Here is a 20,315-nt window from a genome sequence, read left to right as displayed (position 1 = left end):
TATGCGCAAAGTCCTCGCTCTTACGCTCCTCTCCGTGTTGGCGGCATGTTCAGCCGGAGAAGAAGCGCCGAAGGGCAGGGGGATTGATTGCGCAACCGGCGGTTCGGAAAAATTCGTGCCCGAATGCTTCGTTGAAGATTCGCAGGTTGGCGAACGCCGTTTCCTGACCGTCCGCAACAAGAACGGCGCGTTCCGCCGCTTTGAAATGGTCAATGACGGGCGCGGCGTTGTTGCAGCCGATGGCGCAGATGAGGCCGTCGCAAAATGGTCGGCCGAAGGTGTGCTTGAAGTTGCGGTGGGCAAAGATCGCTATCGCTTTCCCGCAAGGATGAAAAGTGATGCCCCGCAACCGTGAGCTAGAGCCAGATGACATAAGATTGACCCACCTTGACGGAGCCGATTTTGGCTCAGAGCAAGGAATGAGGAGGGAGCCATGCCGTCGCATAGTGACCGACGAGAGACGCAGCTCTGGGCCAAAAGCGGCCCGCCCCTGCGGGGTTGCTCTGTGAGGCCCGCCGCCTGCGTCACGTTGCTTGCACGGGCAACCAGCCCGCGCTGCGCAACCTTCCTTGTCGGCGAACCTCACAGAGCAATCACGGTGGGTCAATCTTATGTCATCTGGCTCTAATGCTACGGCAAGTGCTCACCGTGGCGCAAATGCGCCATGCCGAAGACGAATTGATTTCAGCGGGAATCTCTGTCGATGCACTGATGCAAACGGCCGGCAACGGGGCGGCTGAATGGGTGCGCCGTATCGCTGCCGGGCGCGCGGTCACCGTCCTGTGCGGCCCCGGTAACAATGGCGGCGATGGCTGGGTTATCGCCGAATATTTGCGGGCACACGGCAATCCCGTCACCGTCATTGCCGCGCGCGAACCTGCCACTGACGCTGCACGCAATGCCCGCGCGCTTTATCGTGGTACGGTCACCGCTGCTGATCCCGGTACGACCGGCGATGTCCTTGTTGATTGCCTGTTCGGCAGTGGCCTGACGCGCGCTTTGCCTGAAGATCTTTATGCTCTGATCACCGAACTTGCCGCGCATCACCCTTTCCGCATTGCTATTGATGTACCCAGCGGCATCGAAAGCGATAGCGGGCTAGCCCTCAACCCCGGCCTGCCAGACTGGACGCACACCATCGCTCTTGGTGCGTGGAAACATGCTCACCTGACAATGCCAGCCTGCCAAAGTATGGGGGCGCTCAGGCTCGTTGATATCGGTGTTTCGGCCCAATCCGACGCAGCGCTCACATTGGTGAAGCCCGCCATCACGCCTCCTGCTGCCGATGCGCATAAGTACCGCCGGGGTTTGCTAGGCATTGTTGGTGGCGAAATGCCGGGCGCAGCGCTGCTTTCTGCCGCCGCCGCCCAAAATGCGGGTGCGGGCTACGTCAAACTCGCCACAGCCTCTCCTTTGCACCAGGCAGATCCCGCTTTGGTTTTAACGACCGATGTCAGTGCGACACTTGCTGATAAGCGCACCGCCGCACTGCTCGTTGGCCCCGGCCTTGGGCGTTCCGACGCTGCATCGCGGCTTTTGGCGCAGGCTTTGGCGGCAGAGCGGCCAACCGTGATCGATGCCGATGCGCTGGTTCTTCTCCGCTCAGCGATGCTTACGCACGCACCATGCATTCTGACGCCCCATGACGGTGAGATGCTCGCCCTTGAACGCAGTTTTGCGCTTGAAAGCACAGGATTGCGGCGGGATCGCGCCAGGGCTCTCGCTACGGCAACCGGCACCGTCGTTGTCCTGAAAGGCCCCGACAGTCTCATCGCAGCTCCCGATGGCTCGCTCATCCTCAGCCCCCGCGCATCGCCATGGCTTTCGGTTGCGGGAACGGGCGACGTATTGGCCGGAACCATCGCCAGCCGCCTTGCTGTTCACGCTGACCCGTTGCGCGCCGCGCAAGAAGGTCTATGGCTCCACGGCGAAGCGGCCCGCCTGTGTGGTGCGGCCTTTACCCCCACCGAACTGGCTCACGCCATTCGTCTTGCCTTGATCGAGTGCCTTCCATGACCCATCCCGGCCTGATTGTCCGCATCGCTGCCAAAGGCGAGGGCGCCACTGCGGATGGCCGCTATGCCGAACTTGCTGCACCCGGCGATATGATCGAGGCTGATGGCAGCTTGACCAAAGGCCCAAATCACGTGGCGCCACCGTGCCGCCATTTTCCGGCCTGCGGTGGCTGCCAGTTGCAGCACTTGTCTGAAAGCGCGCTTGCAACATACGTGTTTGACCGCGCAATCGGCGCGGCCAAAGGGCAGGATATTGTATCCGGCAAAGTCACGCCGCCGCACCTTTCGCCCGCCAACAGTCGCCGCCGTGCCACGCTTCACGCGCAGGGCATTGGCAAGCGCGTTGTCATCGGCTTTCGCGAACAAGGCTCGCACAAGATCATCGACATGCGCGAATGCCATGTTCTTGCGCCTGAAATGGTGGCGATCGTCGCCGCTTTGCGCACACTGCTTGAAGGCTGGGGTGATCGCAAACTGGGTGTCGATGTTGAACTGGCAATGGCGGATCAGGGCCTTTCCGTTGGCCTCAAAGGGCTGAAAGTCGAAGGCCTCAAGCGCACCGAAGCCTTGCTCGATTTTTCGCGCGACAATCACCTTGCCCGCCTGACCATCGATAGCGGTTATGGCCCCGAAGGCGTGTGGGAGCCTGAACCGGTCACCATTACGCTTGGCGGCACCGCCGTATCGCTGCCTCCGGGCGCGTTCCTTCAGGCGACCCGCGATGGCGAGGAAGTGCTGGCACAAGCCGCGCGCGAATGGATCGGCGATGCCCCAACCGTGGCCGATCTTTTTTCCGGACTCGGCACGTTTGCCTTCGCACTGGCAAGTGCGACAACAAAAGTCCTCGCGGTCGAAGCGGCGCGCGATACGCACCTTGCTTGCCAATCAGCTGCGCGCATAAACGGGCGTCCGGTTCATTGCCTGCACCGCGATTTGTTCCGCAATCCCTTGCGTGTGGAAGAACTGGACCGCTTTGCCGCGGTACTGCTCGATCCGCCCCGGGCTGGCGCGCAAGAGCAAGTTGATCAGATCGCTGCCAGCGCCGTCCCACGCGTCGTCTATATCAGCTGCAACGCTGCCAGTTGGGCGCGTGATGCCGTGCGCCTTATCGCAGGTGGCTACAGGCTGGCAGAAGTGCGGCCGGTTGGCCAATTCCGCTGGTCAACCCATGTGGAACTGGCCAGCCTGTTCGTCCGCGATTGATTGTTCAGAACACCACGCGCGCAGCGTGGTAAATCAGTGCCATCAGCACAATCGACGACAGCGCAAACAGGACAAAGCGCACCACGACTTTGTTCACGGTTGCTTGCACCAAGGAGTGGATCACGCGCAGGCCCACATAGGCCCACGCAACTTGCGCGCTCATGCCATTACCTTGCCCGGCAACTGCCAGCACAAGGCACACGGCATAGAACAGTGTTGGCGCTTCATGCAGGTGATTGTAATTGTGCGCTTTCCATTGGACCTGCGCTGGCAGGATATCATCCAACGTTCGCGTCGGGTCTTGCGCCAATGCATCCGGATCAAGCTTGGCGGCGTTCATCGCGGGAATGCGGGTCGCATACATCCACAGCCACATGACCATTGTCCAAGCCATAAGCGCGACTGCCGGCTGCAAAATCGCTGCTGGATTCATGGCAACTTTCCCCCATTGTTTTTGTGAACTTCAGCTTTGTCCGAATGTGGCCACCAACGCCCGGATGGCCAGCGCGATCAAGCATATCGAGGAAAGCAGGAAGAGCGTGAACCGCACCGGAACCCGGTTGACCGTCGACTGCCAGACCGAATGTATGACACGGATCCCTGCATAGCCCCACGCCAACCCCACATCGAGCTGCGTTGCACCCAAGATCGCCAGGATCATCAACGTGGCGTAAAACAGCGTCGGCTGCTCCATCAAGTGGGCGTAATTGTGCGCCTTCCAGTTGATGTGATCGGGAATGACGCCTTCAAGATCCTGTCCGCGTCCACCGGGCTTGGCATTGCCCAACCCGCCCAGCTTGGAAAGCGCGGGCAGACGCGAACCGGCCATCCAGAACATCATGACCAAAGACCACAGCACCAGCACTGTGGCCGGCATCAATATCGCCCCCAGCATCGATCACTCTCCCACATATCGTGACAGGAGAGTGCGAGACGAAAATTAGATTGTCAATCGCAACTTAATTTGGGCCGGAAGCGCTCCTATTTGCGCAGGGAAATTCGCCGGTAATAGCCAAACCGCCCGCGCAATGTGCGCAGGGTCAGGCCGTGGTCTTGCGCAATGCTGGATGCGACCGATCCCATGTTTTCACGTGGGGTCACGTGGAACTTTTCCAGCCATCCATGCATCAGGCTGCGTACAGGCCGGGGCAGGCCGCCAAAATCGCCAAAATCAACCACATGCAATGATCCGCCAGGCGCCAGCACGCGGGCGGCCTGATCCATCGCCTGCTCCCACTGCGGGATCATCGACAAGGCGTACGATATGAATACACGGTCAAATGTCGCCCGACCGAACAAGGCTTCTGCGTCAAAGCCGGTCGCATCACCGCGCGATAGCACGCAATCATCGCCCATCCGCTTGCGGGCAACCGAAAGCATTTCGTCTGAAATGTCCAAGCCGTGCAACTGTGCGCCGGGCCAGGATCGCGCAGCACAAGCCAGATTGCGCCCCGTGCCGCAGCCAATCTCCAGCACGCTCATCCCCGGCGCGGCTTCCAGATTGCGGATCAACCCGTCGCGCCCGAACAGATAGTATTTGCGCGTGGCGTCATAAATGTACTTCTGGTTGCGATATACCGCATCCATCAGCGCATCATGCGTGGGCGAGGGGGCAACCGTTGCCATCAGGCCAACTCGTACAAATGCACGCCGCCATAGATTGATGATCGATCCTGCGCCGTGCTCTCAGCTGAAACCGCTTCATCATAGGTCCAGCGTGACAGCACCACTTCATCCACGCGTCCCGGCAGCAGACTGGGCTCGGCCGCAGTACGGAACAGAACGCGCGATTTTGGCCGTGCCGTGCGCGTGATTTCGCGCCACAGGTCGTTCAATTGAACGTCGGTCATCCAATCCTGCGCATCCAGCAGGACATAGCGATCCAGTGATGCATCCGGCAGCGAGGTCAAGTGCTCGGTCAGGTTCGCATGGCGCACATCGATTCGGTTGGCGCGTTCACGCACGACCTCCCAGTTCGCCTCTTGCAGGTATGGCGGCAACGGACATTCATCCCCCCGGCCATAGCCGCGCGAAAACGCCTGCCATGCGAAATAGTTGTCTCCCACCGGAAAATCGCAGGCCAGCTTGGCCAGGCGCCGCCGCAGCACTTCGGCCATCGGCTCATCACCTGCCAACGCGTCAAACTGTGCTGGCGGAATGCCAAGGCCAAACAGCGATGCGGGCTGATCGGTCAGCCAACGCACAAAGCGCTTGTCGAACACCGGCGACATCTCGCGCTCAAACACCTGACGCTGTTCTTCAATCGTCTGGGCATCAAGGATCGTCGACAGATCAATCCGGTAAAGCCGCGCCAGCAAATGCGCCACGCCGATGAAGTTGCCGAGCAATCCGCGCTTGTAGAAATTGCTCGAAAAGCCGCGAATGCGCCGCCGCCCGATCAGATCACGGCCTTCCCAATAGCGCCGCGTCGTTTCGTCCATGTACGGAGCAATGTACGTTTTGTACGAAGCGATGTTTGCAGCACTATCGGCTTCGGCAAAAAACCGGCGGAAGTGCGCATAGTCAGGCAAATAGCGCGCCGAACCGATCTTCAACTTGTTCAGCGCGATGTGTGCCGTGTTCAAATCGACCGCCGTAATCGCTTCAGGATTGGCGGTCAGGTACGACAAGACGTTGCACCCGCCGCTGGCAATGGCAATCATCCGGCTGTCCGGCTTAATTTGCAGCGCTTTCATGTCCACATCCGGGTCTTCCCAGATCTGTGCATAAACCAGTCCGCGAAACGCCAACGCAAAAGCGTGGTCAAGCAGACGGTTGGTCGCGCTCGCCCCCCGGCGGACAACTGATCGCGTAATCGGATGCGAACGCGCGCGCTCAAGCATAATAAGTCCCGGTTTCATTGATCCCACACTGCGCTTAGAAGCCCTATGTTGCGGTTGTGTGCTAGCAATGCTGCGGTTGTAACACTGCTGTCTGACAACTTGCGCTATCACCATGTGCGTGCCCCATGACATTTCCGGCTCTGCCCCAAAATGCGGGGCTTGGGTTTGTCATGCCGATATCCTAAAGGCGCGCTATGATGCGCCCGCGCCCGAAGCGCGCGGCAATGAAGGTTTGGAGACACAATGGCTAAAGTTCTCGTCATCGGCGCAGGCGGCGTCGGCTCGGTTGCGGTTCACAAGATGGCGATGAACGCCGGTATTTTCAGCGAAATCGCGCTGGCCAGCCGCACCAAAAGCAAATGCGATGCCATCGCCGCTTCGGTGAAAGAGCGTACCGGCGTCACCATCGATACTTACCAGATCGATGCCGATGATGTTGCCGCAACCACTGCGTTGCTGAACGAAGTAAAGCCCGTCCTCGTGGTCAATCTCGCGCTGCCTTATCAGGACCTCAACATCATGGACGCCTGCCTTGCCGCCGGCGTCAATTACATGGACACCGCGAATTACGAGCCGATTGACGAGGCCAAGTTCGAATACACGTGGCAGTGGGCCTATCAGGAGCGCTTCAAGGAAGCCGGCCTGATGGCGCTGCTCGGTTCAGGCTTCGATCCCGGCGTCACCAGCGTGTTCGCAACGTGGCTGCGCAAGCACAAGCTCGACACGATCCGCACGCTCGACATCCTTGATTGCAACGGCGGCGATCATGGTCAGCACTTTGCGACCAACTTCAATCCGGAAATCAACATCCGCGAAGTGACCGCGCCCGCACGCCACTGGCTCAACGGCGAATGGATTGAAACGCCTGCATTGACCATCCGCGAAACCTTCGATTTCGAAGCGGTTGGCCCCAAGAACATGTACCTGATGTACCACGAGGAACTCGAAAGCCTCGCGCATCATATCCCCGAAATCGAACGCATCCGCTTCTGGATGACCTTCGGCGATGCCTACATCACGCATCTTACCGTCCTGCAAAACGTCGGCATGACGCGCATCGATCCGGTGATGTACGAAGGCAAGGAAATCATCCCGCTCCAGTTCCTCAAAGCCGTCCTGCCCGAACCCGCCTCTTTGGGTGCCACCACCAAGGGCAAGACCAACATCGGCGACATCGCCACCGGCCTCAAAGACGGCGTCGAAAAGACCTTCTACATCTACAACATCTGTGATCACGAGGACGCTTATCGCGAAACCGGCAACCAGGCAGTAAGCTACACCACCGGCGTTCCCGCGATGATCGGCGCAGCACTGATGGTGCAGGGCATCTGGAGCGGAACCGGCGTGTTCAACATCGAACAACTCGATCCCGATCCCTACATGGACATGCTAAACCAGCACGGCCTCCCGTGGCATGTCAAGGAACTGGCCGGGCCACTGGCGTTTTGAGGTAAGAAGGAAGAGGTTTCGCGCAGAGACGCGAAGGAAGCAGAGAGCGCTGAGGGTTTCAACGGATGCAGTTCGATGAACTCAGCGCAACTGTGATCGAAGAGGCGATTGGTATACATCGCGAGATCGGTCCTGGTCTGTTTGAGTCAGTTTATGAAGCGGTCCTTGCAGGACGGCTTGAAGGGCGAGGCTTGCGAGTTGAACGTCAGGTGGCGGTAGGTGTTAATCTTGACGGGAAATTCTACGACGCTGCGTTCCGGATTGACCTTTTGATCGAGGAGCGATTGATTGTTGAAGTGAAAGCTGTCGAGCAATTGAGCAAGGCTCATGCAAAGCAGCTCCTCACGTACCTGCGGCTCATGAAACAGCCCGTAGGGCTGCTCCTTAACTTTTCCGGCGCGACGATGAAGGAAGGGATTCGGCGAATGGTCAACAATTACCAAGCCGATTGAAGTCTCCCCGTTCTCTGCTTCCTCTGCGCCTCTGCGCGAAACATTTTTAAAATGAGGGCTTGAAAATGGAAACCAAAGCCGGCGATCCGGGCGCGTTTGCCCACTTCGACCTTAGCCGTGTCGATAGCCCCGCCTTCGTTGTGGACGAAGCCAAATTGCGCGCCAATCTGGCCGTGCTCGCCGATGTGCGTGACCGTGCCGGGATCAAAGTCCTTGCCGCCATGAAGGCGTTTTCCATGTGGAAAGTCGCGCCCGTCATCGGTGAATACCTTGATGGCGTGTGCACATCGGGCCTGTGGGAAGCCATGCTGGCAGCCGAACATTACAAGGGCGAAATCGCCACATATTGCGCAGCCTACAAAGCCGAAGACCTGCCCGAAATCCTTCGGCTGTCCGATCACGTGATCTTCAACACGCCCGGCCAACACGAATGCTTCAAGGCCGAGATCACCGCCGCCAAAGCGCGTGGCGATGTGTTCGACATCGGCCTGCGTGTGAACCCGCTTCATGCCGAAGGCGAAGTGCCGCGCTATGACCCGTGCGCGCCGCATTCGCGTCTCGGCTTCCCTGTGGATCAACTCAAACCCGAACATTTCGAAGGTGTCGGTGGCATCCACTTCCACACACTGTGCGAACAGGACTTCGAACCGCTCCAGCGCACATGGGATGCTCTGCTGCCGCGCATCCAGCCCTATCTCGGCCAGCTAAAGTGGCTGAACTTTGGCGGCGGCCACCATATCACCCGCGCTGATTATCAGCGCGATGATCTGGTCGCCTTCCTCAAAGCTGTGAAGGCGCAAACCGGCTGCGAGATCTATCTCGAACCCGGTGAAGCTGTCGCGCTTGACGCAGGCATCCTTGTCGGCACCGTGCTTGATACGCACTGGAACGGCATGCAACTGGCTGTGACTGACATTTCAGCCACTTGCCACATGCCCGACGTGATCGAAGCCCCTTATCGCCCTGCGATGTTGGGTGAGTTGCCCATCGATGAATACGAGGACGCCGGAGACATTGGGGGCGAGGGCGGGGCGCCCGTTCGCCTCGGTGGCCCTTCCTGTCTGGCCGGAGATGTAATCGGCGATTACCGCTTGCCCGCCGGCGCAGCCCCCGGCACCCGCTTCGCCTTCCTCGATCAGGCGCACTATTCGATGGTCAAGACGACCACGTTCAACGGTGTGCCCCTGCCATCGATCTGGCTCTGGAACAGTCAAACCGACGCGCTCCAGAAAGTTCGCGGCTTTACCTATGAGGACTTCCGCGACCGGCTTTCGTGAAAAGACGTCATGATGATTCGGAAATCACCGACATGCCCTTAAGGCCGGGGGTGCTTCACGGCTCTGTAAAGAATCCCCGATTTTTAGGCGATTTGGCGCAAATTGTTTCATTTTTTTGACACGCGTTTGCCGGGGTCCGTTTTTCACTTGATGTTCAGCCAGACGCCTCTATTTACCCCTTCTCGCTGCCCCATGGGGACTTCCAAACCGCAAGGCAGCTTCTTTCACTGTTCCGTTTGGGGGTCCCTTGAGTTGCACATCTATCCTAACGCATTGGCTGTAGTTGGCGCTTGCGCGCCTGACCAACCCGCCATTTTGAACCGTTCGCATGCTGCTGCGCGCGCAGCCCGTTTCTTCGTTGAGAAGTTTCCGGGCAAGTCGCTCTATGCGGTAAAGGCCAATCCTTCGCCGGATTTGCTGCGTGTGCTGTGGGATGCAGGCGTAACGCACTATGACGTTGCTTCGATTGTCGAAGTGCGTCTCGTGCGCGAGACGCTGCCACAAGCTACGCTGTGCTTCATGCATCCGGTAAAGTCGCCCAGCGCCATTCGTGAAGCCTATCACGATCATGGCGTGCGTGTGTTCAGCCTTGATTCGCTTGATGAACTGGAAAAGATCACCGAAGCGACCGATCAGGCCGAAGACCTGACGCTCTGCGTCCGTTTGCGCGTTTCATCGGAATATTCGGAACTCAGCCTTGCATCCAAGTTCGGCTGCGATCTGACCAACGCCGCTGAATTGCTTCAGGCAACCCGTCAGGTGTCGGATTCGCTCGGTGTGTGCTTCCACGTCGGCAGCCAGTCGATGAGCCCTCACGCCTATGTTCAGGCGCTTGAGCGTGTTCGTGCAGCCATCGTTGACGCCTCGGTCCTCGTTGACATCATCGATGTCGGCGGTGGCTTCCCGTCGATCTACCCCGGCATGGAACCACCACCGCTCGAAGATTACTTCGGCGTGATCGACCGTACCTACGAATCTCTGCCAGTGTCCTACTCGGCAGAACTGTGGTGCGAACCGGGCCGTGCCTTGTCGGCTGAATACAATTCGATGATCGTGCGCGTTGAACGCCGTCGCGGTAGCGAACTGTACATCAACGATGGTGCTTATGGCGCTTTGTTCGATGCCGCACACGTTGGCTGGCGCTTCCCTGTGAACGTCTTGCGCAACGAAGTCGCAAATGACGGCGTTGAGATCGAAATGGAGCCCTTCAGCTTCTACGGCCCAACCTGCGACGACATGGACCACATGGACGGTCCGTTCGAATTGCCTTCGAACATCCGTGCAGGTGACTACATCGAGATCGGCATGCTCGGCGCTTATGGTGCCGCCATGAAAACCGCATTCAACGGCTTTGGCGCAACCGAAGTGTACGAAGTGTCGGACGAACCGATGTCGAGCCAGTACCGTGGCGACCGGCGTGACCCCCGCGTTTCGGACAACGTGGTATCACTGCGCTGACCGGTCACGCTGTGTTGGAATAGAAAAAGGCCCTGCCGAAAGGCGGGGCCTTTTTTCTTTTGCCAAACCCGAAACCCGTTCGTGTCGAGCGAATGCAAGAGCAAGTTTTGGGCCGAAGAAAAAGCCCTCCCGGCAACAGAAGGGCTCAATCTTAATGGCAAATGCGAACTGCCTTAAGCAGCCTTTTGCAAGTCCAGTTCCATACGCTGCCAGATCTCGACCAGCGCCGCTGTCAGCTCGCTCATCATCTCTTCCGTGTGCGACGGGCCCGGCGTAAAGCGCAAGCGCTCCGTGCCGCGCGGAACTGTCGGGTAATTGATCGGCTGCACATAGACGCCATATTCCGCCAGCAAGATGTCCGCGATCTTCTTGGCCCGCACCGGATCGCCCACCATCAGCGGCACGATATGCGTGGTTGATGGCATGACCGGCAGGCCCGCATCGGCAAAAGCTTTCTTCATGAAAGCTGCTGCCGCCTGTTGGCCTTCACGTTCAACGCTGGACGCCTTCAAATGCCGCACCGATGCCAGAACACCGGCCACCAGCACGGGCGACAGCGATGTGGTGAAGATGAAGCCCGGTGCATATGAACGGATCACATCGATAATCCGCGTGTCAGCCGCAATATAGCCGCCCATCACGCCAAAAGCCTTGCCCAACGTACCTTCGATAATATCAATTCGATGTGCAGCCTCATCACGATCGGTAATGCCGCCACCGCGTGGGCCATACATGCCCACCGCATGTACTTCATCAATATACGTCAGCGCGTTGTACTTCTCGGCCAGATCGCAAATGGCGTGGATGGGGGCAATATCGCCATCCATCGAATAGACTGATTCAAACGCGATCAGCTTGGGCACCGCCGGATCGGTTTCGGCCAGCAGTTCTTCCAGATGCTCCACGTCGTTGTGACGGAACACCTTCTTTTCCGCGCCCGAATTGCGAATACCCGCAATCATCGAAGCATGGTTCAACTCGTCCGAAAAGATCACGCAGCCTGGCAGGATCTTGGCCAGCGTCGAAAGCGTCGCATCGTTCGAGACGTAGCCCGACGTGAACAGCAAAGCACCATCCTTGCCATGCAGGTCGGCAAGCTCTGCTTCGAGCTGGATGTGATAGTGGGTGTTGCCACCAATGTTGCGCGTTCCGCCGGACCCTGCGCCCACGTTGTGCAGCGCCTCTTCCATCGCTTCGATAACCTTCGGGTGCTGGCCCATCGCAAGGTAATCGTTCGAACACCAAACGGTAATCGGCTTCGGGCCGTTATGGCCGGCAAAGCAGCGCGCATTGGGGTACGCCCCCTTATTGCGCAGGATGTCGATAAAGACGCGATAACGACCTTCCGAGTGCAAACGCTCGATAGCTGAATCGAAAACCTGATCGTAGTTCACCCCGCCGCTCCTTCCTGCAACAAGGACATACTTGTCCTTGAGGCCCGATAACGTGGACCCACCGGCGATGGATCAGCCTCTACGCCTCTTGATTCCGCATTGCCAGCAAGATTTGCAGGCTCTGTCCCAAAGACCGCCCTATCGCGCCAATGGTAAAAGACGTGGCAAACCAGCCACGGTAAAACCATCTTTGGGGCCCGAGTTTTTAAGGAACTGCGGGTCATGCGAGGGGATGATCATCAAAGACGCATCCTGTTGGCGTAAGGCACTTAGCCCCTTTAACCAGCCAATTGTTGCCACCCGGTCTTCTTGAGCCAGCCAGTCGGTCAACAGCCGGCTGCGCGGCACAGTTTGGATGACGTTGCTGGCAAGCGATCCTGTGTCGCCAGCAAACAGATATTCGCGCCCGTTCTGCAGGCGAACATAGATCATTTGCGATCCCGTGGTGTGACCCGGTGTCTGGATCAGAACAACACCCGGTGCCACAGCTTCAATCTGGTCAAGGGATCGTGGCGGGGGCAGTTGACCAGCATTGGCGCGCCATAGCGAGGTCATGCCGCGTGCCAAATCGGGCGATACGATGGCTTTGTGCGCCACGGCATCAAACTTCGGATAGTCCAGAAAACCGCCTACGTGGTCGATGTGCTCATGGGTGAACACAATCAATTTCGCATTCTCCATCCAATTGCCGACCAAAGTCGCTGCTGTGTGGTCATAGCCTGAAAAGTCCAGTTCCTTGGCGTTGGCCTCGGAAAGCCCGCTATCGATCACGATCCCGCCCTTTGGCGTGACGACATGCCAAACGATCACGCCGCTCTGTACCATCCGTAGCCCGGTTCCGGCTGCCAGTGCCGCGCCGGGGACATCCCGTGTCGCAACGGTCGTATATTCCAGCGCCGTCGGCTTCTCTCCAGGTAAGGCTTCAGCTTGAGTGCGGATTTCGGCAAGGTCAAGTGTGCGTGGCGGCGCACCGGCGGGGCCAGAGTTGACCAGCAGCCAGTAGTATCCCGCCCCCAGCAGTACCAGCATGATGATCAAGGCCTTGGAAAATCTGCTCATCACATGGCCCTCCACTCGGCCGTAAATCTGGCCTGAGCCATCTGTCAGAAAATCGCCACGCGCTCCAACCCATGCGCGGCAAGCGTCCAGTCTAGTTGATCGACATCGTCCCCACCTTTCGTGAACAGCGCAAGATCTGGCTGATTGCGTCGCCACTCCTGCCCTTGCGTCAGAAATGCAACGCGGCGGGCAATACCATCCGATCCATCGATAAACGCGACGCCGGGGCCGAAAGCGGCGCGCAATTCGTCTTCAATCAATGGAAAGTGCGTGCAAGCCAAAACAACCGTATCAATCCGCTCGCCGTCAGGCTGGCTCCGCAGTGCAGCCACGGCCCGTGAATAGACGGCAGGATCAACCGATTCGCCGCGCAATTTGGCTTCAGCTGCGGTGACAAGTTCCGGTGCGCCATGCCGAAGCAGGCGCTTGTCGGCGGCAAATTCTGCCTCAAGCCGGTCCACATAGCTTTGCCGGATCGTGGCGGCCGTGCCGAGCAAACCGATCACGCCGGTGCGGGTCATCGCGGCGGCAGGCTTGATGGCGGGTACCGTGCCTACAATCGGCACCTCCAGCACTTCGCGCACTGAAGCCAGCGCAATCGTCGATGCGGTATTGCAGGCGATGCAGACAAGACGAGGCCGAAAACGTTCGGTCAGCCGCCCAAGCAGGCCCGAAACGCGTGCAGCAATCTGTGCCTCGGTCTTGGAACCATAAGGCAGACCGGCATTGTCAGCTACGTAAATCACGGGCGCTTGCGGCAGCAGCGCGCGCACTTTCCGCAACACAGAAAGCCCGCCAACGCCCGAATCGAAAAGCAGCAAAGGTGCGGTTGGATCGACGATGGGAGCGGTCATCGCGTCTGTACTTTGTGGGGTCATCGCCACTCTTGTATCGGGAATGGCAGCAAAATGGAAAGTGGCCTCTTTCGCTTTTGGGTTTTGAGTGCGTATTAGCGTGCTGTGGAAACGCTTTTGCCTCTTGTCGTCGGCTATCTATTGGGCTCGGTGCCCTTCGGCCTCATCCTCACCCGCCTGACCGGCACGGGCGATTTGCGCGCGATCGGTTCGGGCAATATCGGCGCAACGAACGTCCTGCGCACCGGTAAAAAGGGGCTGGCCGCTGCCACGCTGCTGCTTGATCTGGGTAAAGGCCTTGCCGCTGTCCTGCTCGCCCGCCACTTTTGGCCAGGGCATGAAGCGCTCGCAGCCGTTGCGGCTGTGCTTGGGCACTGTTTCCCGGTCTGGCTCAAGTTCAAGGGCGGGAAGGGCGTGGCCACGCTCATGGGCGTATCGCTTGGCCTCGCATGGCCCATCGGCCTCGCTTATGCCGTCACGTGGCTTGGCGTGCTTGGCCTCAGCCGCATTTCTTCCCTCGGCGGGATGTGTGCCGCTATCGTCGCACCGATCGCTGCTGCGTTGCTGGGGCAAATCCAATACGCCTTGGCGCTGACACTGCTGGCTTTGCTCGTGCTCTTCCTCCACCGCGAGAACATTGCCCGCCTGCGCGCCGGCACCGAACCCAAGGTCGGCAGCAAAAAGTGAGCGCTGCTGCCTCGCTAACCCGTGACGAGGCGTTTGCGCGCATCCGTTTGCTGCGCTCACCCAATATTGGCCCGGTCAGCTATACCCAGTTGCTTCGCCGCTTCGGCACAGCTGCTGCTGCACTCAATGCCTTGCCCGATCTTGCCGCACGTTGCGGAGCACCCTACCGGCCAGCGGCGATTGAACGTATCGCATCCGAAATTGCCGCCGTTCGCTCTAACGGTGCGCGCTATGTTTTCCACGATAGCCCCGATTATCCCGTTTTGTTGGCCGCGCTTGAAAACCCTCCGCCGATATTGACCGTGCGTGGGGATGGCGCATTGCTGTCGCGTCCTTCCATCGCCGTTGTCGGTGCGCGCAATGCGTCCGCGGCTGCTGTCAAACTCTCACGCGATTTCGCTACAGCGCTTGCAGGCATGGGATATGTTGTCGTCTCAGGCCTTGCGCGGGGTATCGATTCCGCCGCGCATCGCGGGGCCATCGCAGGGATGGCCGATGGTGGCGGGACTGTCGGCGTCATCGCCAGCGGCATCGACATCACGTACCCGCCTGAAAACGCCGACCTGCAAGAGCAAGTCGCCAGTCAAGGCCTGCTCATCGCTGAAATGCCGCCCGGTACGGAACCGCTCGCGCGTCACTTCCCCCACCGCAACCGCATCATCGCAGGCCTTGCCACGGGCACGTTGGTGGTTGAAGCTGCGCCACGCTCAGGCTCGCTCATCACAGCCCGCCTTGCTGCCGAATCCGGTCGTGAAGTCATGGCCATTCCCGGCTCGCCACTCGACAGCCGCTCGCAAGGCTGCAACCAGCTGATCCGTGAAGGCGCAATCCTCGTCCAATCGCCGGAGGACGTGATTGAACTTCTCGCCGGATTTGAAGGGCAAGCGCGCTCATCCTTCCGCGAACCACCTGAGAGTTACTCCCCGGACATTACCGATGAACCCGCAGACATTGCCGGACTTCTCGGTCTTGCGCCTGTTGCCGTGGACGAAATCATCCGGCAAAGCGGGGCAAGTGCAGGGGCTGTGCAGATAGCGCTGCTCGAACTTGAACTTGCCGGACGCTTGCAACGCCATGCTGCGGGAAGGGTCAGCCTCTCGGCTTAAGCCTCCTTTAACCGCGAATACCCAACCTGACGCTTGACGAACGGGCGTTTCCGTCCCCACCCTCGCGCACACGTACACGTAAGGACTGCTTTAAACCGTCATGCAGCTTGTCATTGTAGAATCTCCGGCCAAGGCCAAGACCATCGAGAAGTATCTCGGCCCAGGCTATAAGGTCCTCGCCTCTTATGGCCATATCCGCGATCTGCCGCCCAAGGATGGCTCTGTCCGTCCGGACGAAGATTTCGCGATGGACTGGGAATTGTACGGCGACAAAACCTCGCGCGTGAAGGCCATTACCGATGCCGCCAAAACCGCTGACCGCCTGATCCTCGCGACTGACCCTGACCGCGAAGGCGAGGCTATCTCGTGGCACGTCAGAGAATTGCTGAAGAAGCGCAAGGTCCTTCCAAAGGAAGTTGAACGCGTCACTTTCAACGCGATCACCAAGCAGACCGTGACCGACGCGATGAAGCGCCCGCGCGAACTCGATCAGGATCTGATCGACGCCTATCTCGCCCGCCGAGCCCTCGATTACCTGTTCGGCTTCACGCTTTCGCCGGTCTTGTGGCGTAAGCTTCCGGGTGCCAAATCTGCAGGGCGTGTGCAATCGGTCGCTCTGCGCCTGATTGTAGAGCGTGAACGGGAAATCGAAGCATTCCGTTCACAGGAATACTGGTCGGTCATCGCGCGACTCGAACACCTCGGCACCGAATTTTCGGCACGCCTCGTGCGTTTCGAAGGCGACAAGCTTGATAAGCTGACGCTGGGCGATGAAGGCGCGGCGATGAAGGCCAAGGCTTTGGTCGAATCCGCCACTTTCCGCGTGGACGAGGTTGAGACCAAGCCCACCCGCCGCAATCCCTATCCGCCGTTCACCACCTCGACCTTGCAACAGGAAGCCGCGCGCAAGCTTGGCTTTTCGGCCAGCCATACAATGCGTGTGGCGCAAACGCTGTATGAAGCAGGCGCCATCACCTATATGCGTACCGATGGTGTGCAGATGGATCCAAGCGCCATTTCCGAAGCGCGCAAGGCCATCTCTGACCGTTATGACGGGCACTATCTGCCCGAAAAGCCGCGCCATTACGAAACCAAGGCCAAGAACGCACAGGAAGCGCACGAGGCCATCCGCCCGACAGACTTCACCAAGGACCGCTATGGTTCGGGTGATGAAGCGCGGCTTTATGACCTTGTCTACAAGCGCGCGATGGCCAGCCAGATGGCGTCCGCCAACATTGAACGCACCACCATCACCCTGCGTGACGGCACCGGCAAGCACGAATTGCGCGCCACCGGCCAGGTGATCAAGTTCCCCGGCTTCCTCGCGGTTTACGAAGAAGGCCGTGACCAGAAGCAGGATGGCGACGACGACGAAAGCGGCTTGCTGCCCGCGATGAACAAGGGCGATACCCCGGCCAAGCGCGGGGTTGATGCAGCCCAGCACTTCACCCAGCCACCACCGCGCTATTCCGAAGCCAGCCTTGTAAAGCGTCTGGAAGAACTCGGCATTGGTCGCCCATCGACTTACGCCGCGACCTTGCAGGTGTTGAAAGACCGCAATTACGTTCGCACCGAGAAGAACCGTTTCTTCGCCGAGGAATCGGGGCGGTTGCTCACCGCGTTCCTCGAACGCTTCTTCCCGCGCTATGTCGCTTATGACTTCACTGCCGGGATGGAGGATGAACTCGACAACGTCTCGGGCGGACGTGCGGAATGGAAGATCGTGCTCGCCGATTTCTGGCGCGATTTCAAACCGAAGTCCGATGAGGTTATGGAGAACAAGCCAAGCGAGGTCATGGCCGAGCTTGATGAATTCCTGTCCGATTACCTGTTCCCGCCACGCGATGACGGCACTGATCCACGCATCTGCCCCAAGTGCGCAGAAGGCCGCTTGTCCCTGCGCGGTGGACGCTATGGTGCATTCGTTGCCTGTTCGAATTATCCCGAATGCAAATTCACGCGCAAATTCGCCCAACCCGGCGGCGCTGATGGTGAAGGCGGCGATGATGATGGCGTGCTGGGCAAAGATCCGGTGACGGGCCTTGATGTCAGCCGCAAAACCGGCCGCTTTGGGCCTTATGTCCAACTGGGCGATGGCAAGGAAGCCAAGCGGGCCTCTATTCCCAAGGACATCGGCGAACTCGATCTCGAATGGGCGTTAAAGCTGCTCGGCCTGCCGCGCGAAGTGGGCAAACATCCCGAATCGGGCAATCCCATCACCGCCAGCATTGGCCGCTATGGCCCCTATCTTGCCCATGATGGCAAATATGCGCGGCTGAAAGCCACTGCTGAAGTGTTTGAAACCGGCATGAATGCCGCTGTCATGTTGCTTGCGGCCGCTGCAGCCGGTGGCGGACGCGGCGCCCGCGTTGCTGCCGAACCGCTCAACACCTTTGGTCCGCATCCCACATCGGGCGGCGAAATCAAACTCATGGCTGGCCGCTATGGCGCTTACGTCACAGACGGCACCACCAACGCCACTTTGCCTAAAGACAAGAAGCCCGAAGACCTGACGCTTGAAGAAGCCATCGTCCTGATCGACGAACGCGCAGCCAAAGGACCGCCAAAGGGCAAGAAAGCTGTCAAAAAGAAGGCTGCACCCAAGAAGGCGGCCCCCAAGACCACTGCCACCGACAAGGCACGAGCCAAAAAAGCGCCTGCCAAGAAGGCTGCGGCGAAAAAGCCTGCTGCGAAGAAGGCGAAAGCGGAAGCTGAATAGCGCCAAGTCCAACCCGCTGCGAACGCCGTTCCGGTCGTCGCAGCGGGTTGGATGGGCTTATCGGCGGGTCAGGAACTTCACCAGCGCGTCTGCTGCAGCCTGATGGCCCAGTTTGTTGGGGTGAACGGGAATGCCATCTCCCGCGGGCGCGTTTACGCCGTTGCTCCAAGGCGCTTTTGAACAAGGTGCGTGGTTTTTCGAAAGCTTTGAAAACCTCAAAACCTCTGCCCCTTCTTCGCGGGCAACCTGCGCTGTCATCGCTGCCAGACGTTTCGCTACACCCTGGCTATAGGCAAGCCGTTCTGCCGACATCGGCACCTCGGCGCATCCTGCCTTGGCTGGCAACACGGTGATGTAATCCACGAACACCACGCGCGCCTTGGGAGCGCGCGATTTGATTCCACGCACGATTTCGCGCATCCGCTTCTCGTCGGCCTGCCAATCTGTTTCTGCAGGCGCACTCCAAGGACGGCATCGCGGTTCGGGCTTTTCCGCTTTTTCGCAAAACGCGGCAAAGATGTTGCCGACAAATGCGATATCATTGCCGCCGATTGTGACCGTCACCAACCGCGTATCGGCATCAACGCTGTCAATCTGTGGCGCAACTTCGTTCCACGGGCCCAGTACATGTTCGGTCTTGGCGCCGCTGCACGTGGCATCCACCAGTTTCAGCTTAAGCTGTTCGGCGACGAGGTTGGGATAATTGAACGTGCCTCGTCCACAGCGTTGGGGTGTGTCCGGCGTGTTCGGCCCCACACCGGGACCCGCCGCAAACGAGCTGCCCATCGCAACGTAACGCGCGCCTTCAGGCAATTGCGCAGGATTGCCCAACGCGGACGAAGAAACCAGCGTCGCCGCCAGTCCTACCAGCCCGCCAAATAACCTCATTTCACCCATTCCAGCCCGATTTCCTCGTAAATTTCCTTGGCATCGGCCCAGCGCTCATCCACTTTGACATGCAGGAACAAATGGACTTTCGTCTCCAGCATCTCGGCCAGTTCCTTGCGCGCTGCCTCGCCAATCGCCTTGATCTTCGTGCCGCCCTTGCCCAATACAATCGGGCGTTGGCTTTCGCGCGAAATCACGATTTGCTGATGGATCTCGATCGATCCGTCCGAGCGATGGATATACTTTTCAGGCCGAACTGCACTGTCATAAGGCAACTCGTCATGAAGTTGGCGGTACAACTGTTCGCGTGTGATTTCCGTTGCCATCAACCGCTCGCTGGCATCTGACACCTGATCGGCCGGATAATGCCATGCCGTTTCGGGCATAAGATCGGCCAGCCGCTGCTTCAATTCCGGCACACCGTCACCGGTCAATGCCGAAACAAAGAACACCTCGTCAAATCCTGCATCAGCTACCAGCGCCTCTGCCATGATCAACAGCGGTTCCTTGGCGGTGGAATCAACCTTGTTCAGCACCAGAATCTTGCGTTCCGGCCGGTCCTTCAGGCTGGCGATGATCGGGTCCAGATAGTCGCGCTTCTTCTTGCGGCCATCCACCACCAGCAGGATCGCGTCAGCTTCCTGCGCGCCATCCCAGGCTGCGCTCACCATCGCGCGGTCAAGCCGACGTTTTGGTTCAAACAAGCCCGGCGTATCGGCCAGAATGATCTGCGTCTCGCCCGCCAAGGCAATCCCCATCAGCCGCGCGCGCGTCGTTTGCGCTTTGGCAGATACAATCGCCACTTTCTGCCCTACCAGCGAATTGACGAGGGTCGATTTACCGGCGTTAGGCGCGCCCAGCACAGCCACAAGGCCACATTTTTCAGTCATCTTTGAAAATCTCTATCGTTA

General features: G+C 59.0%; 19 protein-coding genes. 10 read left to right on the top strand and 9 right to left on the bottom strand.

Going from position 1 to position 20,315, the window contains the following annotated elements; all coding sequences use genetic code 11:
• Position 1 precedes the first annotated feature (1 nt).
• The 3 genes from B7Y89_RS04980 to B7Y89_RS04970 all read left to right on the top strand — a co-directional run bounded on the left by B7Y89_RS04980 (position 2) and on the right by B7Y89_RS04970 (position 3,218).
• Entirely contained in the window at positions 2-355 is a 354-nt protein-coding gene (locus B7Y89_RS04980) for a hypothetical protein (RefSeq protein ID WP_292936308.1), read from the top strand.
• 272 nt (positions 356-627) lie between these two features.
• The gene (locus tag B7Y89_RS04975; protein ID WP_292936306.1) at positions 628-2,016 is read left to right on the top strand and encodes an NAD(P)H-hydrate dehydratase; all 1,389 of its coding nucleotides are present in this window, start codon (positions 628-630) and stop codon (positions 2,014-2,016) included.
• On the top strand, positions 2,013-3,218 hold the full coding sequence (locus B7Y89_RS04970) for a class I SAM-dependent RNA methyltransferase (protein WP_292936304.1): 1,206 nt from the start codon (positions 2,013-2,015) through the stop codon (positions 3,216-3,218). The genes B7Y89_RS04975 and B7Y89_RS04970 overlap by 4 nt, the downstream gene beginning before the upstream one ends.
• Before the next feature lie 4 nt (positions 3,219-3,222).
• On the opposite strand, the gene B7Y89_RS04965 is transcribed toward B7Y89_RS04970, so the two are convergent.
• The 4 genes from B7Y89_RS04965 to B7Y89_RS04950 form a co-directional block, all read right to left on the bottom strand.
• Complete coding sequence (locus tag B7Y89_RS04965) at positions 3,223-3,651, bottom strand: MAPEG family protein (RefSeq protein WP_292936302.1); 429 nt, start codon at positions 3,649-3,651, stop codon at positions 3,223-3,225.
• Between the two features lie 30 nt (positions 3,652-3,681).
• Complete coding sequence (locus B7Y89_RS04960) at positions 3,682-4,113, bottom strand: MAPEG family protein (RefSeq protein WP_292936300.1); 432 nt, start codon at positions 4,111-4,113, stop codon at positions 3,682-3,684.
• Between the two features lie 86 nt (positions 4,114-4,199).
• The gene (locus tag B7Y89_RS04955; RefSeq protein ID WP_292936298.1) at positions 4,200-4,844 is read right to left on the bottom strand and encodes a class I SAM-dependent methyltransferase; all 645 of its coding nucleotides are present in this window, start codon (positions 4,842-4,844) and stop codon (positions 4,200-4,202) included.
• Entirely contained in the window at positions 4,844-6,079 is a 1,236-nt protein-coding gene (locus B7Y89_RS04950) for a DUF3419 family protein (protein ID WP_292936296.1), read from the bottom strand. The genes B7Y89_RS04955 and B7Y89_RS04950 overlap by 1 nt, the downstream gene beginning before the upstream one ends.
• Before the next feature lie 225 nt (positions 6,080-6,304).
• Between B7Y89_RS04950 and B7Y89_RS04945 the strand changes: the two genes are divergently transcribed.
• The 4 genes from B7Y89_RS04945 to B7Y89_RS04930 all read left to right on the top strand — a co-directional run bounded on the left by B7Y89_RS04945 (position 6,305) and on the right by B7Y89_RS04930 (position 10,697).
• Positions 6,305-7,510, top strand: coding sequence for a saccharopine dehydrogenase family protein (locus B7Y89_RS04945; RefSeq protein ID WP_292936294.1), 1,206 nt, complete (start codon positions 6,305-6,307; stop codon positions 7,508-7,510).
• A gap of 65 nt (positions 7,511-7,575) precedes the next feature.
• The gene (locus tag B7Y89_RS04940; RefSeq protein ID WP_292936292.1) at positions 7,576-7,962 is read left to right on the top strand and encodes a GxxExxY protein; all 387 of its coding nucleotides are present in this window, start codon (positions 7,576-7,578) and stop codon (positions 7,960-7,962) included.
• A gap of 65 nt (positions 7,963-8,027) precedes the next feature.
• On the top strand, positions 8,028-9,239 hold the full coding sequence (locus tag B7Y89_RS04935) for a carboxynorspermidine decarboxylase (RefSeq protein WP_292936290.1): 1,212 nt from the start codon (positions 8,028-8,030) through the stop codon (positions 9,237-9,239).
• 252 nt (positions 9,240-9,491) lie between these two features.
• Positions 9,492-10,697, top strand: coding sequence for a type III PLP-dependent enzyme (locus tag B7Y89_RS04930; RefSeq protein WP_292936288.1), 1,206 nt, complete (start codon positions 9,492-9,494; stop codon positions 10,695-10,697).
• 173 nt (positions 10,698-10,870) lie between these two features.
• Here the strand turns inward: B7Y89_RS04930 and hemA are convergent, their stop codons facing one another.
• The 3 genes from hemA to murI form a co-directional block, all read right to left on the bottom strand.
• Positions 10,871-12,091 (bottom strand): 5-aminolevulinate synthase, encoded by a 1,221-nt coding sequence (hemA, locus tag B7Y89_RS04925; protein ID WP_292936287.1) that lies wholly within the window; start codon positions 12,089-12,091, stop codon positions 10,871-10,873.
• A 138-nt stretch (positions 12,092-12,229) separates the two neighbouring features.
• Positions 12,230-13,150: an MBL fold metallo-hydrolase gene (locus B7Y89_RS04920; RefSeq protein ID WP_292936285.1), complete on the bottom strand. Its 921-nt coding sequence runs from the start codon at positions 13,148-13,150 to the stop codon at positions 12,230-12,232.
• A gap of 44 nt (positions 13,151-13,194) precedes the next feature.
• Positions 13,195-14,028: a glutamate racemase gene (murI, locus tag B7Y89_RS04915; RefSeq protein WP_292936283.1), complete on the bottom strand. Its 834-nt coding sequence runs from the start codon at positions 14,026-14,028 to the stop codon at positions 13,195-13,197.
• A gap of 81 nt (positions 14,029-14,109) precedes the next feature.
• Between murI and plsY the strand changes: the two genes are divergently transcribed.
• The 3 genes from plsY to topA all read left to right on the top strand — a co-directional run bounded on the left by plsY (position 14,110) and on the right by topA (position 18,516).
• Positions 14,110-14,691, top strand: a complete 582-nt coding sequence (plsY, locus tag B7Y89_RS04910; protein ID WP_292936281.1) for a glycerol-3-phosphate 1-O-acyltransferase PlsY — start codon at positions 14,110-14,112, stop codon at positions 14,689-14,691.
• Entirely contained in the window at positions 14,688-15,797 is a 1,110-nt protein-coding gene (dprA, locus tag B7Y89_RS04905; RefSeq protein WP_292936279.1) for a DNA-processing protein DprA, read from the top strand. The genes plsY and dprA overlap by 4 nt, the downstream gene beginning before the upstream one ends.
• Positions 15,798-15,897: 100 nt before the next feature.
• Complete coding sequence (gene topA / locus B7Y89_RS04900) at positions 15,898-18,516, top strand: type I DNA topoisomerase (protein ID WP_292936277.1); 2,619 nt, start codon at positions 15,898-15,900, stop codon at positions 18,514-18,516.
• A gap of 57 nt (positions 18,517-18,573) precedes the next feature.
• Here topA and B7Y89_RS04895 read toward each other — a convergent pair whose 3' ends face one another.
• Positions 18,574-19,404: an SGNH/GDSL hydrolase family protein gene (locus B7Y89_RS04895; protein WP_292936275.1), complete on the bottom strand. Its 831-nt coding sequence runs from the start codon at positions 19,402-19,404 to the stop codon at positions 18,574-18,576.
• The gene (gene era, locus B7Y89_RS04890) at positions 19,401-20,294 is read right to left on the bottom strand and encodes a GTPase Era (protein ID WP_292936273.1); all 894 of its coding nucleotides are present in this window, start codon (positions 20,292-20,294) and stop codon (positions 19,401-19,403) included. The genes B7Y89_RS04895 and era overlap by 4 nt, the downstream gene beginning before the upstream one ends.
• Positions 20,295-20,315: the final 21 nt, after the last annotated feature.

It is taken from the genome of Novosphingobium sp. 32-60-15, assembly GCF_002280675.1.
Lineage (GTDB): Bacteria > Pseudomonadota > Alphaproteobacteria > Sphingomonadales > Sphingomonadaceae > Novosphingobium.
Note: the sequence above shows the minus strand (reverse complement) of the source record. Positions and strands in the feature narration are given on the sequence as shown.

Coding starts and splice junctions, on each gene's coding strand:
- B7Y89_RS04980 (WP_292936308.1), top strand. CDS start 2: ATGCGCAAAGTCCTCGCTCTTACGCTCCTCTCCGTGTTGGCGGCATGT.
- B7Y89_RS04975 (WP_292936306.1), top strand. CDS start 628: ATGCTACGGCAAGTGCTCACCGTGGCGCAAATGCGCCATGCCGAAGAC.
- B7Y89_RS04970 (WP_292936304.1), top strand. CDS start 2,013: ATGACCCATCCCGGCCTGATTGTCCGCATCGCTGCCAAAGGCGAGGGC.
- B7Y89_RS04965 (WP_292936302.1), bottom strand. CDS start 3,651: ATGAATCCAGCAGCGATTTTGCAGCCGGCAGTCGCGCTTATGGCTTGG.
- B7Y89_RS04960 (WP_292936300.1), bottom strand. CDS start 4,113: ATGCTGGGGGCGATATTGATGCCGGCCACAGTGCTGGTGCTGTGGTCT.
- B7Y89_RS04955 (WP_292936298.1), bottom strand. CDS start 4,844: ATGGCAACGGTTGCCCCCTCGCCCACGCATGATGCGCTGATGGATGCG.
- B7Y89_RS04950 (WP_292936296.1), bottom strand. CDS start 6,079: ATGAAACCGGGACTTATTATGCTTGAGCGCGCGCGTTCGCATCCGATT.
- B7Y89_RS04945 (WP_292936294.1), top strand. CDS start 6,305: ATGGCTAAAGTTCTCGTCATCGGCGCAGGCGGCGTCGGCTCGGTTGCG.
- B7Y89_RS04940 (WP_292936292.1), top strand. CDS start 7,576: ATGCAGTTCGATGAACTCAGCGCAACTGTGATCGAAGAGGCGATTGGT.
- B7Y89_RS04935 (WP_292936290.1), top strand. CDS start 8,028: ATGGAAACCAAAGCCGGCGATCCGGGCGCGTTTGCCCACTTCGACCTT.
- B7Y89_RS04920 (WP_292936285.1), bottom strand. CDS start 13,150: ATGAGCAGATTTTCCAAGGCCTTGATCATCATGCTGGTACTGCTGGGG.
- murI (WP_292936283.1), bottom strand. CDS start 14,028: ATGACCCCACAAAGTACAGACGCGATGACCGCTCCCATCGTCGATCCA.
- topA (WP_292936277.1), top strand. CDS start 15,898: ATGCAGCTTGTCATTGTAGAATCTCCGGCCAAGGCCAAGACCATCGAG.
- B7Y89_RS04895 (WP_292936275.1), bottom strand. CDS start 19,404: ATGAGGTTATTTGGCGGGCTGGTAGGACTGGCGGCGACGCTGGTTTCT.
- era (WP_292936273.1), bottom strand. CDS start 20,294: ATGACTGAAAAATGTGGCCTTGTGGCTGTGCTGGGCGCGCCTAACGCC.